This is a genomic window from Mycolicibacterium helvum (assembly GCF_010731895.1).
Classification (GTDB): domain Bacteria; phylum Actinomycetota; class Actinomycetes; order Mycobacteriales; family Mycobacteriaceae; genus Mycobacterium; species Mycobacterium helvum.
In genome coordinates this window covers 3,866,740-3,881,162 of sequence record NZ_AP022596.1, presented here as the reverse complement: position 1 = coordinate 3,881,162, position 14,423 = coordinate 3,866,740, and the positions used below count along the sequence as shown (strand labels likewise).

Here is a 14,423-nt window from a genome sequence, read left to right as displayed (position 1 = left end):
CCCGCAACCAATCTGCAATTGCGGCAGCGGAATCCAGGGTATCCTCCGCCGCGCTCCCTTCGAGCACCACTACTTGACCTGTCTAATCGCTATGCGCATGATTCCGTCGCCTCCCAGCTCCCGTGATACCACCTCGAAACTCGCGCCACGCGGAAACAGAATCTCCGATTCGGAGGACCACCGCGACAGCGGTGCCACATCCACACCGTCTTCACCCACGACCTTCAAGATCGTCGGTATTTCGCCTTCGCCCGCTCCACGCGCAAAGGACTCAGCAACCTGCTGATCGAGTGATGAACTGAGGTAGCCCGGGTCCTGGAAGATGTCGCCCGCTTTCAACTCGTCGAGAAGAGACTCTGGTGCTCTCAATCCGCGCCACGTAGTAGACGTCAAGTCTGACGGATCGACGCGGTACGGCGGTAGCGCCGCAAGCGCCTCATCAGCCCGCGAAATTTGCGTCTCCATGGCCAATCGTTGCCCAGGCGTCATGGCTTCTATGGACTGGGAACCAAGCATTCGTTGCTGGAACAGATTGAGATCGTCAATATTTCGCAGGTACGGATTGATTGCCTGATAGTTTTCAGTTGTGTACTGGTAGATCGCTTCGATCTGATCTTTGCTCAAGGCCGGGTAAACGTCCGATATCCTCTGAGCCCACTCAGAGACTCTCGACGCATCAATGCTGCCGTCGGAAAGACGAAACTCTTTATCGATCTCCGTCAAGTCCGGCAGCCGTCCACCGGGAATCCCGTGATTGGCGGGCGGGTCGTGCAGACCGGTGTGTGGCGGATTGTTTGGCTGCTGATCGCCCGAGCCGCCACCGTTGTGGTGCGGTCCACCGTCGTGGGGTGAGCCGCCGCCCGCATCGTGGAGGCCGCCGCCGCTGTGCGGCGGGACACCGCCGTTCCCGGCACCGCCGTCATGCGGCACACCGCCAGGATGGTTCACGCTGGGAGCGTGCATTGGTGGCGCAGATGGCTGCCCGCCGGAGGAAGCAGTCGGGGCGTGGTCGGCCCCACCCGGTGTCGCAGAGGCCGGCGCGGCCACCTCCGAACCCGCAGGAGCCGCAGGAACTTCCGCCTTGGGTGCCGGGGCAGTCTCGGGCGCGTGCGTGACCGACGGCGAAACAGGATCCCCCGACGGCGGAGCAGATGTCGGCTTCCCACTCGTCGGCGCTGGCCCCGGATCGCGAGGAGCCGGGTCACGAGGCAGCGACGGCCCGCCGGGTTCGGGTGGCTTCGGTAGCGGGCCAGGGCTTCCTGATGGCGGCTTCTCGCCGACAAGCGGCGCCTTACTCAGGTCGTCGAGCTTGCTTGTAGCGCCCTCCACCTCACGCGAAACACCACGCAATCCCGTTGTCGCCGAGGCAATCCCACCAGCTTCTCCAGCAGCCCGTTCGGTCGCCGAAATCTCCGTTCGCGCGGCCGCCCCCTCCGCCGCTCGCGCACCGGCACCTGCCTTGGTGGCCGCTCCACCGGGCACGATCGCCGTGCCGATGTCGAAGCCCAGCTCCCCCACCCCGATGAAAGGACGGTTGCTGGTGAAGATGTCGTCGAAATGTGTGAGGTTCTTGACCATGTCGATGGTGCCCTCGGGGTCCTTAGCAAATGCCGCCGGGGCAGTCACCGGATTGAAGATCTCGGCCATCTTGCCCAGACCCTCGAGCGTGGCCCACGTGCCTTTCGGGTCGCCGAGAGGATCGAAGCCCGTCGCCAGACCGCCGACGGTATTGATCGCGCCAAGTGAGACACCAGTGGTGGTGTCGGTGAAGGCGTCGTTGACATTGGCCACAATCCGGCCGGCATCCTCGCCGAGGTAGTTGACCAGTTCGACACGGGTGATGATTTCCATTGCGCGCGTGTAGTTCTTGATGCCGTTGACCAGGTCAGCAAGCAGTTCTTTCCGCGCCGCCGACTGCCGCTTGTGGTTGGCGATGACGGCTTTGATGTCGTCGGCAACCTCCTGGATCTTCTCTTCGGCGTCGCCGGTGATCAGCTCGAAAACAGTGCCGAGGACACCTTGGTCGACGACGGACCCCACCACCGATTTGAGCTTGTCGAGCAGGTCACGAATCGCGTTCTGGGTGTTCTCGACATCGGTTGCGAAGTGGTTCAGTTCGCCGGCGAGCTTCTGCGCCTCGCCAGCCAGCGACGACATAGCCGTGCCGACATCACGCACCGCGGACTTCATCGGTTCTTTGTCCGGCATCTGCTGTGCATCGATGACCGCGTACGGCCCGGCATTCTCGCCGGTCACGCCGTAGAGCGGCGCAGCCAACGCGTTCCACGCGGTCGCAGCGGCGCGAAGCTGCGCCGGATCACCGTTCGGCCACCAATCGCCGACCAGGAACTCCACCAGGTACCACAACACGGGCGGAGTTCGACCGGGCCCGTTGACATCTGGTTCGCCGCCCGGCGCGGAATACTGCCCGGGAGCTACCGGCGCCGTCAATGGGGCCGCTCCGCCGCCGATATCGGCGGCCGCCTCCGCCCGGGAATAGTTGGTCGCCGAGCCCTGAATCAGATAACCGATGTGACGTAACGCGTTGACTCCCTTGGCCACACCGTCAACCAATGCCTTGGCCGAGTCCTGATACGCGAATCCGAACGCGGTACCTGCCGCATCCTGACCGGTATTGGCGTTGTAGGACGCAGTCAGCGAGCCCACCGCGGCAGTCACCCCGTTACTCAGCTCAGCGACCGCGGAACCCGCAGCCGAAAGCCCCACAGGGTCGACTCGCAACGGTTCACCCATAGCGGTTAGCCCCAGATTTTCAGATTCGCTTCGATCGCGCCGCTGTACGAGGTGTGGGCATGCGCTCCGGCCGAGCGCAACTGCGCCAAGGCATTTCGCATCATGTCCGCCCCCTGCTTCCACTGCTCATGCACAGCGGCATGGGACTCGCTGGCAATCCCGTGCCAGTTCGCATGCAGATTCGCCACCACGGCGTCACACTCTTCCAACATCGAGTCGACGACTGTTTGATACGAAGCCATCCGCTCAATGATGTCGGACAACCGGTCCAAGTCCACTGCGAATGCATCAGCCACGGTGGAGGCCGCCCAAGTCTGCGGCGGAGGCCTGCTCATTGGCCGCGAACGCTTGTCCTGCCGCACCGAGTCGTTCGGCGATCGTTACCAACGCCTGCTGCACCTTCAGCGATCCGTCATGCCACTGCCGCCATGCGGCACCGTAAGCACCGCCCGCGGATCCCTCCCAGGACCCCAGCACCTGCTGGGCTTCGGTGTCGAGGTCGCGCAAACCTGCTTGCAAGTGCTGCGCGCCGGCAGTCAACGCCTCACACGCGGCCCGCAACACCGCAGGGTCCACATTCAAGACACCGCCGTCGCCAGTCCCACTCACAGGAGCGAACGCTACCGACTTGACAACCTGCCCACAATTCACCCCTCTGAACAGCAGGCTTGGCAAGCAGCTGGCGGAAATGCGAGATTGCGCGGCTACCCGAACAGTGACCGGATGGGGTCGATTCCGTCCCAGTCCACCGCCGCCGAGCGCACCAGTTCGCCCATCCCGATCGTCGCCGGAGTGAGCTCCATCAATTCGATGATGGTCGCCGCGGTGCCCGGCGGCGGTTCGAAATAGGCGTAGCGCGCGGTGCCCGGATCGCCGCCCGACCACACCACCGGCCATCCGGCGGCCTGCCCGGCCGCCAGCGCGGCGTCATAGTCCTGCGCCCAGTAGGCCAACTGGTGAAAGCCGTCGCCCCCGGCCGAGGTGAACTCGGAGTAGATCGACGGCGCGTCATTGTCCTGATGAATGATCTCGACCTGAAGATCGCCACTGTTGGCCAGTCCCAGCGTCAACGTGACCGTGCACTCCTGGCCGCGATAGATCCCGGTCTGCTCGATGCCGCGCAGCACATAGAACGGACCGACCCCCAGGTCGAGCCAGTTGGCCAGCGCTTTGTCGAAATCCTGCACGATATAACCGATTTGGCGAATTACGCCGGGCAGCACGGGTCCAGACACCAGATCTCCTGTCAGCCGGGAAGCACCGGCACCGCGCCGGGCGTCAGGAAAGGTCTTACGTCCGACCAGGATTGACTGTTCTCGGCACTGGTCCCCGACAGCTGCAGCACGCCGCGGGTGTCCGAGACGTAGACCGCGGCCGGATTGGCCGCCACCACCGACACCGGCATCACGATGTTCCCGTTGGGCCCGTCGGAGTTCACGCCGTCGAGGTTCACATACGACACCGGATGGGCGGCATCGGTACGGGTGACGACGATATCGTCGCCGGTGCGCCACGACAGCGACACCACCGACGAGCCGAGGCCGAAACCGAGCCGACGCGGATACGTCAGCGAGAACTCCCCGGCCGGCGTCTGCTCCACACCGGACAGGATCACCTGACCGTTGATCACCAACGCCGCGCGGGTGCTATCGCGGGACAGCTGCAATTCGGTGATCGCACCGGGGAAGCGGGACGTCACCGCCGCGGAGTCCACCGGGATCCGCGCGGGCTGCCCAGAGGCTTGCTCCTGGATCACCCGCACCACGCTGTTGCCGTCGACCACCACCCACACCGCGTCGTCCAACGCCCACGACGGCCGGGTCAACGACCGTGCGTCGGTGACTTTCGCGGCCGCCCCACCGTTCGGGCCAATCCACAACGACGACACCACGTCCGGCGCGCCGGGCCGCAACACGGTCACCGACGCGATGTCCTGACCGCTGCGTGACAGCGCGGCCGACACCTGAGCGGGCATCTGGCCGAACATGCCGGGTACCGGCGTGGCCCGCTGCCCGTCCAGCGACACCATCGACCCGTCGATCAGCGCGTGCACACCGGCGGAAGCACCGTCGACCGCACCCGGATCGGTGGCCGCCACATCGGTGGTGTTCCAGCCGTCCTTGAACCTGTCGTCAAGCGGCGCACCGTCGGCATTGATCACGTAGGGGCCCTTGATATCGGCCCGCGCCAGCGTCCAAATGATCTGGGCGGCAACCAATTGCCGACTATGCGGATCGGTGGTAGTCAGGTTCTCCAGATCGATGCGCGCACCTCCGTAGCCGCGCCCGATACCGGTCTTGCCGCCATCGGCGCGGGTCACCGGACCGATCAACTTCAACGGCCCCAGTAGATTGCGCACGGTCCGCGCCATCTCCGGCCGGGGACCGGCGATCAGCTTGGTGACCAGTTCGGTGGCCAGCTGATCGGCATCCGACACCGCCACGTAACGCGGATCGGGCACCACGGTCTTACCGGTCGGGTCGATGAAGTACAACGTGTTGCGCTTGTAGGTCGCCTGGAACTGTTGCCAATCCAGGAACACACCGTTGGGCAGCTTGCTGATCCGCCACCCATCCGGAGTTTGCACCATTTCCAGCGGCCCGGGGTCAGGGAGCTGTCCCCCGGCGGTCTCGAAGACGCCCACATCGGACAGCGACCCGAGCATGTCGGCCTTCATGGTGACCGCAACGCGGTCCGGAGTTCGGGTCTCGACGAACACGACGTTGTCGATCAGCAGCGCACTGCCCTGGTCGTCCCACTCGCTGGAAGCCGACCCGGTGAGGAACTGTCGAGCGGCCAGATGCCGGTTGGCAGGATCGGCGGTGGCCTTGAGGAATTCGCGCAACAACTGATCTGGATCCATGCCGGGAGTCGGCTTGGGCAAGCTTTTGGGCTGGGGCCGCTCGACGGTCCCGATCGCCTGCGGCGCCGAGGAATTCGGCACACCGGCGCATCCACCCGTCAACATCGCGACCAACCCGGCCATCACGAGGGCCAGCAGCCAGCGTGTCACACGCTCTCCCCCGCCGGCTCTCGTTGGCGCATCGGGCGTTGGTCCTTGCGGGTGTCATTGCGCTCTGCAGCAACCGGTTTCAACGGCAGCGGGCTGGTGGTGACCTTGTGACCACGGGTCAGCGGCAGCGTCAGCCGGAAGCAGGCGCCCTTGCCGGGCTCACCCCACGCCTCCAGCCGGCCCTGGTGCAGGCGGGCGTCCTCGATGCTGATCGCCAGGCCAAGGCCGGTCCCACCGGAACGGCGCACCCGCGATGGGTCCGAACGCCAGAACCGGCTGAACACCAGCTTCTCCTCCCCGGGCCGCAACCCGACACCATAGTCACGGACCGTCACCGCGACGGTGTCCTCGTCGGCAGCCATCCGGATCCGCACCGGTTTGCGTTCAGCATGGTCGATGGCGTTGGCGATCAGGTTGCGCAGGATGCGCTCCACGCGGCGGGCATCGACCTCGGCGATGACCTCCTGATCAGGCAGATTCACCATCAGCTCGACTCCGGCCTCATCGGCCAAGTGGCCGACGTTGCCCAGCGCGCTGTTGACCGTCGAGCGCAAATCGACTGCCTCCACCGACAATTCGGCGACCCCCGCATCGTGGCGAGAAATCTCCAGCAGGTCGTTGAGCAGTGTCTCGAATCGGTCCAGCTCGTTGACCATCAGCTCGGTGGAGCGGCGCAGCGCAGGGTCCAGCTCCTCGGAATGGTCGTAAATCAGGTCGGCCGCCATCCGCACTGTGGTCAGCGGGGTGCGCAGCTCGTGGCTGACATCAGAGGTGAACCGACGCTGCAGGTTGCCGAATTCCTCGAGGTTGGTGATCTGGCGTTGCAGACTCTCGGCCATATCGTTGAACGACACCGCCAGTCGAGCCATGTCGTCCTCACCGCGCACCGGCATCCGCTCGGACAAGTGGCCCTCGGCAAAGCGCTCGGCGATCCGCGATGCCGAACGCACCGGCAGGACCACCTGCCGCGACACCAGCAGCGCGATCCCGGCCAGCAGCACCAGCAGCACGAGTCCGCCGGTGGCCATGGTGCCGCGCACCAGCGTGACGGTGTTCTCCTCGCTGTTCAGCGGGAAGATCAGGTAGAGCTCGAGATTCGGCACATGCGACGGGGTCGGCGTGCCGATCAGCAGCGCCGGACCGGCGAAGCTCTCGGTACGCACCGTCGAGTACTGGTAGCTGACCTGGCCGGCTTTGACGAAGTCGCGCAACGACTTCGGGATCTGGTCCACCGGGCCGGCCGCCGTAGCCGCGCGCGGGCCGTCACCGGGAACCACCAACACGGCGTCGAAAGTGCCGGCCAGCGCCGCACCGGACGACTGACCGGTCTTGGAGATCAAGGTGTTACGGGCCAGCTGCAGGCTGCTGTCCAGCGAGCGTGCCTCTTCACCGCTGACGGTGCCACTGACGGTATTGCGTGCGCGGTCCAATTCCTCGGTCGCAGCATGAACTTTCACGTCGAGCACCCGGTTGGTGATCTGGCTGGTGAGCACAAAGCCCAGCGCCACGATCACCGCCGCCGACAACCCCAGCGTCAGCACGACCACCCGCAATTGCAGCGAGCGGCGCCAGATCAAACCGAGCGCTCGGCTCAGCGCACTCATACCCCGCACCAGGGGACCAGATCGTCCCCACGGGCCGCGGATGCGCTGCTTGGAGCCGAAGATCACGTGCGGCGCGCCTCCCGCGTCCCGATCACGGCGGTCCGGCCTTGTAACCCACTCCTCGAACGGTCAGCACCACTTGTGGGTTCTCCGGGTCCTTCTCGACCTTCGCCCGCAACCGCTGGACATGCACGTTCACCAAACGGGTATCCGCGGGGTGCCGATATCCCCACACCTGTTCGAGCAGCACATCACGAGTAAACACCTGCCGCGGTTTGCGTGCCAGCGCCACCAGGAGGTCGAACTCCAGCGGCGTCAGCGAAATCTGCTCGCCCTCGCGGGTGACCTTGTGCGCCGGCACGTCGATGTCAATGTCGGCGATCGACAGCATCTCGGCCGGCTCGTCCTCGTTGCGCCGCAACCTCGCGCGGACGCGAGCCACCAACTCCTTGGGTTTGAACGGTTTCATCACGTAGTCGTCGGCGCCCGACTCCAGGCCCAGCACCACATCGACGGTGTCGGTCTTGGCGGTCAGCATGACAATCGGCACGCCGGAATCCGCCCGCAACACCCGACACACATCGATGCCGTTCATGCCGGGCAGCATGAGGTCCAGCAACACCAGATCGGGACGCAGCTCACGCACGGCAGTCAGCGCCTGAGAGCCGTCGCCGATGACCGCGGTGTCGAAACCCTCGCCACGCAACACGATGGTGAGCATCTCGGCCAGCGATGGGTCGTCGTCGACTACGAGAATCCTTTGCCTCATGGTGTCCATGGTGTCACCGAATTGGGACAAACCCCCGCTACCACACGGGCGAGTTGCGACATTTCCGCTGCATGAGAAGCCCCTAGGACGCGAATGACCCCGCCAGGGCAACCGGATCGACGTCCGGGGCGACGATCGACCACGGACCGCCCCAATGAGCAGCACCCAGTTCGGCATAGACCGCGCCGGTTCGCCGCTGCAGTCCGTCGTCGCGCTCGTAGGCGTCGCGAGCGCGATCGGCCTCCTGTTCGGCGCGCTGCTTGGCGCGCGCGGCGGCCAGTTCCACCGACGCGTCGAGCAGGATCTGGCGATCGGGCCTCGGCAGCCCGAACCGGCCGTATTCGAGTTCGCCGACCCACGACACCGCCTCACCGGAGGCGTCCTGATGCAAGCGGGCTGCGCTGTAGGCGGCGTTGGACGCGACATAGCGATCCAGGATGACCACATCATGCTCGCGGCGAAGCGCAGCGATCTCATCGACCGCCCCGGCCCGATCGAGGGCGAACAGCGTCGCCATCGCGTACACCGAGGAGGCCAGGTCGCCGTGCTGTCCGTGCAGCGCCTCGCTGGCCAGATCAGCGTGGATGGACTGCCCGTAGCGCGGGAACGCCAGCGTGGTGACCGATTTGCCGTCCGCCTCAAAGGCGCGCTGCAGACCGACGGTCAGCGTGCGCTTGCCTGCCCCGTCCAGTCCCTCGATGACGATGAGCACGCGGGCAGCCTAACGGCCGAGAGGCCGCCGGCATGCCGACGGCCCCTCGATCGCAGCGGGTTAGTAGCGGTAGTGCTCCGGCTTGTACGGGCCGTCGACGTCGACGCCGATGTACTCCGCCTGCTCTTTGGTGAGCTTGGTCAGCGTGCCGCCCAGTGCTTCCACGTGGATGCGGGCCACCTTCTCATCGAGGTGCTTGGCCAGCCGGTAGACCTCGTTGTCGTACTCATCGTTCTTGGTCCACAGCTCGATCTGGGCGATCACCTGGTTGGAGAAGCTGTTGCTCATCACGAACGACGGGTGCCCGGTCGCGTTACCGAGGTTCAGCAGCCGGCCCTCGGACAGCACGATGATCGACTTGCCGGAGTCGCCGAACACCCACTCGTCGACCTGCGGCTTGATGTTGATGCGCGTGGCACCCGAGCGCTCCAGGCGCGCCATCTCGATCTCGTCGTCGAAGTGACCGATGTTGCCCAGGATTGCCTGGTGCTTCATCGCCTTCATGTGCTCGAGGGTGATGATGCCCTGATTACCGGTCGCGGTGATGACGATGTCGGCCCAGCCGATCGCCTCTTCGACCGACTTGACCTCGAAGCCGTCCATCAGCGCCTGCAGCGCGTTGATCGGGTCGATCTCGGTGACCGCGACGCGGGCGCCCTGAGCCTTGAGCGCCTCGGCGCAGCCCTTACCGACGTCACCGTAGCCACACACCAGGGCGGCCTTGCCGCCGATCAGCACATCGGTGCCGCGGTTGATGCCGTCGATCAGCGAGTGCCGGGTGCCGTACTTGTTGTCGAACTTGCTCTTGGTGACCGAGTCGTTGACGTTGATGGCCGGGAACGCCAGTTCACCGGCGGCGGCGAACTGGTACAGCCGCAGCACACCCGTCGTGGTCTCCTCGGTCACGCCCTGAACCGACTCGGCGATCTTGGTCCACTTGTCCTTCTCGGTCTCGTAGCGCGCCCGGACCAACGCCATGAAGACCTTCCACTCATCGGAGGCGTCTTCCTCGGTGGGGGGCACCACACCGGCCTTTTCGTACTGCGCACCGCGCAGCACCAGCATGGTGGCGTCGCCGCCGTCGTCGAGGATCATGTTCGCGGGCTCACCGGGCCAGGTGAGCATCTGCTCGGCGGCCCACCAGTACTCCTCCAGCGTCTCGCCCTTCCAGGCGAAGATCGGGACGCCCTGCGGCTCCTCGACGGTTCCGTGCGGGCCGACGACGGTCGCGGCGGCCGCATGATCCTGGGTGGAGAAAATGTTGCACGACGCCCAGCGCACCTCGGCACCGAGGGCAACCAGCGTCTCGATCAGCACCGCGGTCTGCACGGTCATGTGCAGCGAGCCGGAGATCCGCGCGCCCTTGAGCGGCAGCACATCGGCGTACTCGCGGCGCAGCGACATCAATCCGGGCATTTCGTGCTCGGCCAGCCGGATCTCCTTGCGGCCGAACTCGGCCAAGCTCAGATCGGCGACCTTGTAGTCGATGCCATTGCGGACATCGACGGTCAATTCAGACATGTAGAGCCCCTATTCGTTCGTTCAATTGCCGATATACGCGCACACGCGCGCTGGCGACACCCTCAGCCTGCGGGCTCGCGGGACAGGCGCTCAGGCGCTCTGACAGCTAAGGAATATCGATAACACCGTAGCGTTCGGCGAACGGCGTCATCAATCGGGCCAGGTCTAGGGCCACATCGTGGTCGGCCTCGGGGGGCATCGAGATGTAACTCAACGCCAGCCGCACGATCGCCCGGGCAAGCACACCCGCGTCCTCTTCGCTGGCACTGACCCAGCTGTTCATGAAGGAGTCAGTGAGCCGCACCGACGCGCGGGTGATGATCGGCGCACTGTCGGTGGTGATCATCTGCAGCAAGTCGGGCTTCGCGACACCAGACAGCAACGAAATGACGAGCGGGTCGGCGGCCGATTCGGTGAAGAACACCCGGAATCCCTCGGTGAACGCGGCGAGGACGTCGCCGACATTCGAGGAGATCGCGTTACCGATGGCATCCACCAGGCGATCAGCCAGCCGCAGTGCATAACCCTGCGCCAGCCCCTGGCGGGAGCCGAACTCGTTGTAGATGGTCTGGCGGCTGATCCCGGCGGTGCGCGCAACGTCGGTCAGGGTGATCGCCGACCAGTCCTTGGTCAGCAGTTCTTCCCGCATCGCGTCGAGGACCGTTTCCCGCAACAGCGCGCGAGAGGCTTCGGGATAGGGAACCCGAGACCTCTTCACAAGCGGGAGAGTACTGGTCACGGCCTCGCAATCTCCACCATCTCGAAGTCTGACTTCGCCGCGCCGCAGTCCGGGCAGCTCCAGTCCTCCGGGATGTCGTCCCACCGGGTGCCTGGCGCGATGCCGTCTTCCGGCCAGCCTTTGGCCTCGTCGTACTCGAATCCGCACTGCACGCAGATGAACAGCCGGAACGCGGCCGTCTGCTCTTCGCGCAAGCGTTCACCGCTGCTCACGTCTTTACTCCCATTTCTTCGAAGTCCACTTTCTCCCGCACCCCGCAGTCGGGGCAGCACCAGTCGTCGGGAACCGCACTCCAGGCTGTGCCAGGCGGAAATCCCTCCCGCGCAGCACCTTTCGCCTCGTCGTACACGTAATCGCAGACCGGACAACGGTAGGAACTCATGCGGCGGCTCCATAACGGGCCAGGATCTTCGCCCGACGGCGGGGATCGATATTCACCTTGGTGATGTCACCGTTGTAGTGCTCGAGCACCCGGTGGTCCATCATCTTTCGCCACACCCACGGGAAGTAGGTCACCCCGATCAATGTCGCGTAGCCGCTGGGCAATTCGGGTGCTTCGGCCATACTGCGCAGCGTCTGGTAACGCCGGGTCGGATTTGCGTGGTGGTCGCTGTGCCGCTGCAGGTGGTACAGGAACAGGTTGGTCACCAGGTGATCGGAGTTCCAGCTGTGCTTTGGCGCGCACCGCTCATAGCGACCGCTGTCGTTCTTCTGGCGCAGCAGCCCGTAGTGCTCGAGGTAGTTCACCGACTCCAGCATCGAGAACCCGAAGACCGCCTGAATGACGAGGAAGGGGATCACCGCCGGGCCGAACACCGCGATGAGCGCACCGAACAGCACCACCGACATCAGCCAGGCGTTCAACACGTCGTTGCCCAGCCAGGTCCGCGGATCCCATGGACTCTTGCCGAGTCGACGAATACGCGCGGCCTCGAGTGTGACCGCAGACCGCGCACTACCGAACACGCTGCGCGGCAAGAACTCCCAGAAGGTCTCCCCAAATCGTGACGACGCGGGATCCTCCGGCGTGGCGACACGGACGTGGTGACCGCGGTTGTGCTCGATGTAGAAGTGGCCGTAGAAGGTCTGGGACAGCGTGATCTTCGACAGCCACCGCTCGAGTGCGTCCTTCTTGTGCCCCAGCTCGTGGGCGGTGTTGATGCCGGTACCACCCAGCACACCCACCGACAGCGCCAGACCGATCTTGGCGAACCAGCTCAGGCTGCCCTCGTACCCAAGCCAGCTCAGGTTCGACGCGGTGAACATGTAGGCGCCGAAGATGAGGCTGGCGAACTGGAACGGGATGAACAGGTACGTGCAATACCGGTAGTACTTGTCGTTCTCCAGGTACTCCATCAGCTCGTCGGGCGGGTTCTGGCCGTCACGGCCGAACTTCAGGTCCAGCGCCGGCAACAACACGTAAATCAGGGCCGGGCCGACCCAGAAGAAGATCTGGGAGGCGGCAGTCCAGCCGAGCTGGTTGAGACCCCAGACGACCGGCAGCACCACGAACAGCGCGGTCGGCGCGATCAGGCCCATCAGCCACAGGTAGCGCTTCTTGTCACGCCATTGCGCCGACGACGCGCCGGTGGCGGGGGCGTCCAGTTGAGACGTCACGACAGTTACCTCCATGTGAGTGCCATCACCGTTGATGGCTTGACTATAGAGGCGAATTTGTCGGGTGTCTAGACAAAAGACACTAATTTGTAAATCAGGCAGTGTGCGCGGCCTCCCGCTGCGCGAGCACCGAGTGCCGGCGGCTGTAGAGCAGGTAGAACGCCACCCCGATGACCATCCACACGACGAACCTGATCCAGGTCAGGGCCGTCAGGTTGAGCATCAGCCAGCCGCAAGCGACGATCGAGAGGATGGGCAGCAGGGGAACCAAAGGCACCCGGAACCCGCGGTCCAGATCGGGGCGGGTGCGGCGCAGCACGATCACACCGGCAGAAACCAGGATGAACGCGAACAGCGTCCCGACGTTGACCATCTCTTCGAGCTTGGACATCGGAAAAACAGTGGCCGCCACCGCCGTCAGCACAGCGACCAGCACGGTGATCCGCACCGGCGTGCCGCGGCTTCCCGTCTTGGCCAGCTCGCGCGGCAGCAGACCGTCCCGAGACATGGCGAACAACACCCGCGACAGCCCCAGTATCAGCACCATGACCACGGTCGTCAGCCCGGCCAGCGCCCCGACCGAGATCACCTTGGCCGCCCAGTCCACACCGTTGAGCGCGAACGCGGTGGCGAGGTTGGCGTGGCCGTCCCCGCCCTTGTCGCGCAGATCGGCATAGCTGACCATGCCCGACAACACGATCGACACCGACACATAGAGCACCGTGACGATGGCCAGCGACGCGAGGATTCCCCTGGCGACGTCGCGCTGCGGGTTCTTGGTCTCCTCGGCCGTCGTGGCCACCACGTCGAAGCCGATGAACGCGAAGAACACGATCGACGCGCCAGCCAGCACGCCATACCAGCCGTAGTGGCTGCTGTCCGCACCGGTCAGCAGGGAGAACACCGACTGGTTGACGCCGGTTCCTGCCCCGCCCTTGCCGGTTTCCGACGGCGGGATGAACGGGGAGAAGTTGGCCGCCCTGATGTAGAAGGCCCCGACGATGACGACGAACGCCACCACCGCAACCTTGATGGCCGTGATCACCGCGGAGAAGTTCGACGACAGCTTGGTGCCCAGCACCAGCAGCGTGGCGACCACCGCGATGATGATCATCGCGCCCCAGTCGAAGTCGACTGGTCCGATGGCCGTGATGCCGCCGGAGAACCCGAAGACGGTGCCCAGGTAACTCGACCAGCCCTTGGCCACCACGGCAGCCCCGACCGCGAACTCCAGGATCAGATCCCAGCCGATGATCCACGCGATGAACTCACCGAACGTCGCATAGGAGAACGTGTAGGCACTGCCCGCCACCGGCAGCGTCGAGGCGAATTCGGCGTAGCACAGCGCGGCCAGACCGCAGGTCGCCGCGGCGATGATGAACGACACCGAGATCGCCGGGCCGGTGATGTTGCCGAAGGTCGACGCGGTCACGGTGAAGATACCGGCGCCGACGACGACCGAGACGCCGAAGACCGTCAGGTCCCACCAGGTCAGATTCTTGCGGAGCCGGGTGCCCGGCTCGTCGGTATCGAGGATCGATTGCTCCACCGACTTCGTCCGCCAGTTTTGGATCATCTGCATCTCCCCCGAGTACCCCAGTTAGCCGGTGTTGCAGCAGGCTACGTGGTCGGCGAGGGACAACCCGGCGGAATTGCGTAACGCGAACACGCGACCGTCATCGGGGTCGGCGGCG

At 65.0% G+C, this 14,423-nt stretch carries 14 protein-coding genes; all 14 read right to left on the bottom strand.

Annotated features, from left to right (window positions below):
- Positions 1-69: 69 nt before the first annotated feature.
- The 14 genes from G6N38_RS18265 to G6N38_RS18200 all read right to left on the bottom strand — a co-directional run bounded on the left by G6N38_RS18265 (position 70) and on the right by G6N38_RS18200 (position 14,305).
- The gene (locus G6N38_RS18265; RefSeq protein ID WP_163749494.1) at positions 70-2,754 is read right to left on the bottom strand and encodes an ADP-ribosyltransferase; all 2,685 of its coding nucleotides are present in this window, start codon (positions 2,752-2,754) and stop codon (positions 70-72) included.
- A 5-nt stretch (positions 2,755-2,759) separates the two neighbouring features.
- Complete coding sequence (locus tag G6N38_RS18260; RefSeq protein WP_163749493.1) at positions 2,760-3,017, bottom strand: WXG100 family type VII secretion target; 258 nt, start codon at positions 3,015-3,017, stop codon at positions 2,760-2,762.
- A 25-nt stretch (positions 3,018-3,042) separates the two neighbouring features.
- Positions 3,043-3,363, bottom strand: coding sequence for a WXG100 family type VII secretion target (locus tag G6N38_RS18255; RefSeq protein WP_163749492.1), 321 nt, complete (start codon positions 3,361-3,363; stop codon positions 3,043-3,045).
- A gap of 95 nt (positions 3,364-3,458) precedes the next feature.
- Positions 3,459-3,989 carry a VOC family protein gene (locus G6N38_RS18250; RefSeq protein ID WP_163749491.1) on the bottom strand — a complete coding sequence of 177 codons (531 nt, stop codon included), beginning with the start codon at positions 3,987-3,989 and terminating at the stop codon, positions 3,459-3,461.
- Positions 3,990-4,000: 11 nt separating this feature from the next.
- Positions 4,001-5,740: an MtrAB system accessory lipoprotein LpqB gene (gene lpqB / locus G6N38_RS18245; protein WP_163752094.1), complete on the bottom strand. Its 1,740-nt coding sequence runs from the start codon at positions 5,738-5,740 to the stop codon at positions 4,001-4,003.
- Between the two features lie 23 nt (positions 5,741-5,763).
- A complete protein-coding gene (mtrB, locus tag G6N38_RS18240; RefSeq protein ID WP_163749490.1) occupies positions 5,764-7,437 on the bottom strand; it encodes an MtrAB system histidine kinase MtrB in 1,674 nt (557 codons plus the stop codon).
- 25 nt (positions 7,438-7,462) lie between these two features.
- Positions 7,463-8,149, bottom strand: a complete 687-nt coding sequence (gene mtrA / locus G6N38_RS18235; RefSeq protein WP_071947075.1) for a two-component system response regulator MtrA — start codon at positions 8,147-8,149, stop codon at positions 7,463-7,465.
- A gap of 73 nt (positions 8,150-8,222) precedes the next feature.
- Positions 8,223-8,852 carry a dTMP kinase gene (locus G6N38_RS18230; protein WP_163749489.1) on the bottom strand — a complete coding sequence of 210 codons (630 nt, stop codon included), beginning with the start codon at positions 8,850-8,852 and terminating at the stop codon, positions 8,223-8,225.
- Between the two features lie 60 nt (positions 8,853-8,912).
- Entirely contained in the window at positions 8,913-10,373 is a 1,461-nt protein-coding gene (gene ahcY, locus G6N38_RS18225; RefSeq protein WP_163749488.1) for an adenosylhomocysteinase, read from the bottom strand.
- Between the two features lie 106 nt (positions 10,374-10,479).
- Positions 10,480-11,112, bottom strand: coding sequence for a TetR family transcriptional regulator AlkX (alkX, locus tag G6N38_RS18220; protein ID WP_163749487.1), 633 nt, complete (start codon positions 11,110-11,112; stop codon positions 10,480-10,482).
- Positions 11,109-11,306 (bottom strand): rubredoxin, encoded by a 198-nt coding sequence (locus tag G6N38_RS18215; protein ID WP_163752093.1) that lies wholly within the window; start codon positions 11,304-11,306, stop codon positions 11,109-11,111. Before G6N38_RS18215 ends, alkX begins: the two co-directional genes overlap by 4 nt.
- A 14-nt stretch (positions 11,307-11,320) precedes the next feature.
- The gene (locus tag G6N38_RS18210; RefSeq protein WP_163749486.1) at positions 11,321-11,494 is read right to left on the bottom strand and encodes a rubredoxin; all 174 of its coding nucleotides are present in this window, start codon (positions 11,492-11,494) and stop codon (positions 11,321-11,323) included.
- Positions 11,491-12,744 carry an alkane 1-monooxygenase gene (locus G6N38_RS18205; protein ID WP_163749485.1) on the bottom strand — a complete coding sequence of 418 codons (1,254 nt, stop codon included), beginning with the start codon at positions 12,742-12,744 and terminating at the stop codon, positions 11,491-11,493. The genes G6N38_RS18210 and G6N38_RS18205 overlap by 4 nt, the downstream gene beginning before the upstream one ends.
- Before the next feature lie 79 nt (positions 12,745-12,823).
- Complete coding sequence (locus tag G6N38_RS18200) at positions 12,824-14,305, bottom strand: APC family permease (RefSeq protein WP_163749484.1); 1,482 nt, start codon at positions 14,303-14,305, stop codon at positions 12,824-12,826.
- Positions 14,306-14,423 lie beyond the last annotated feature (118 nt).

Bases quoted from the DNA above. Each gene is read 5' to 3' on its own strand.
- G6N38_RS18265 (WP_163749494.1), bottom strand. From the start codon at position 2,754: ATGGGTGAACCGTTGCGAGTCGACCCTGTGGGGCTTTCGGCTGCGGGT.
- lpqB (WP_163752094.1), bottom strand. From the start codon at position 5,740: ATGGCCGGGTTGGTCGCGATGTTGACGGGTGGATGCGCCGGTGTGCCG.
- mtrA (WP_071947075.1), bottom strand. From the start codon at position 8,149: ATGGACACCATGAGGCAAAGGATTCTCGTAGTCGACGACGACCCATCG.
- ahcY (WP_163749488.1), bottom strand. From the start codon at position 10,373: ATGTCTGAATTGACCGTCGATGTCCGCAATGGCATCGACTACAAGGTC.
- G6N38_RS18210 (WP_163749486.1), bottom strand. From the start codon at position 11,494: ATGAGTTCCTACCGTTGTCCGGTCTGCGATTACGTGTACGACGAGGCG.
- G6N38_RS18205 (WP_163749485.1), bottom strand. From the start codon at position 12,744: ATGGAGGTAACTGTCGTGACGTCTCAACTGGACGCCCCCGCCACCGGC.
- G6N38_RS18200 (WP_163749484.1), bottom strand. From the start codon at position 14,305: ATGATCCAAAACTGGCGGACGAAGTCGGTGGAGCAATCGATCCTCGAT.